General features: G+C 73.3%; 2 protein-coding genes. Both read left to right on the top strand.

Features of this window, described 5'->3' with window-relative positions:
- Positions 1-603 (top strand): hypothetical protein (locus AC27IQ_RS24870; RefSeq protein ID WP_487091200.1); only part of this gene is annotated, 603 nt, incomplete at its 5' end.
- A 61-nt stretch (positions 604-664) separates the two neighbouring features.
- Positions 665-1,222, top strand: coding sequence for a hypothetical protein (locus AC27IQ_RS24865; protein ID WP_487091199.1), 558 nt, complete (start codon positions 665-667; stop codon positions 1,220-1,222).
- The last annotated feature ends 21 nt before the right edge of the window (positions 1,223-1,243 follow it).

Raw genomic sequence — 1,243 nt, 5'->3', positions numbered from 1 at the left:
GGGCCGGGCCCCCTGGCCCAGGCCCCCGCCGCCGAGCAGTCCGCGACCGCGAGCGGCCGGCTGCAGCGCTGGCTGCCCAACCCGAACGGCGAGGCGGACGGCCTGCTGCTGCAGGATGGCACGCAGATCGCCTTCCCGCCCCACCTTTCGGAGTCCCTCACCGCATGGCTGCGCCCCGGCGACCCGTTGGAGGTGACCGGCTGGCACCGTCCCGACGCGCCCGTGCTGCGCGCCGAGACCTTCCAGTCGCAGGGCCGCACGGTGCAGGACACGCCGCCCACCCCCGGCCAGCGCCCCCCGCCGCCCCCACGCGAAGCCCTGACGGCCCTGCAGGCCAATGGCCGCGTGGCCCAGGTGCTGTTCAACAGCCGCGGCGATGCGCATGGCCTGCTGCTGGAAGACGGCGTGGTCGTGCGCTTTCCGCCCCACATGGGCACGTCGGTCGCGGCGCTGCTCAAGCCCGGCGCCACCGTGGCGGTGCGCGGCTGGGGCACCCGCAACGCGCTGGGCACCGGCATGGAAGCGGCGCAGATGGGCGCCACGCCGGACACCCTGCAGGACATGCTGGGCGGCCCGATCGGCGCCCCGGCGCTGCGCCCGTGAAGCCATCGCCCGGCCCGCTCCATACACCCGTTTCTTCTTTCCTCACCCATTCGGAGACACCATGAGCAAACCCCAGGAAATGATCGACGTCTGGTCCCTCGAAGGCCAGTTCCAGCATGCCCTCTACAGCCCGCGCGGCGACGTCGAGGGCGTGATGATCGACGTGGACGGCGTGCCTGCGCAGTTCGTGTTCGGCAAGCACGACGACCGTGCGGCACGGTCCTTCGAGGCCCTGCGCGCCGGCCAGACGGTGGTCGTCGATGGCACCGTGGCGCCACCGCCACCCCACGGCGAGGCCGCGCACGAGGTCTATGCGTTCGAGCGGCTGGTGTCCATCGACGGCCAGGCGTTCGCGCCGGACGACGCACCGCGCCAGGTGAAAGGCCATGTGGCGCACCTGCACCACGCCCGGCACGGCGAGCCCAACGGCGTGGTGCTGGACACGGGCGATTTCGTCCACACGCGACCCGATGGCTTTGCCCGGCTGCACCTGAAGCCGGGCGATGCGGTGACGGCCGAGGGCCCCGCCCGGCCCTTGCGCGGCAGCACCGGCGCCCACGTGATCGAGGCGCACACCGTCAACGGCCACGCCGTGCCGGGCAAACCCGCCAAGCCGTGACGCCATGACCGCCGCGCACAC

The organism is Acidovorax sp. KPB24-07 (assembly GCF_057543315.1).
Note: the sequence above shows the minus strand (reverse complement) of the source record. Positions and strands in the feature narration are given on the sequence as shown.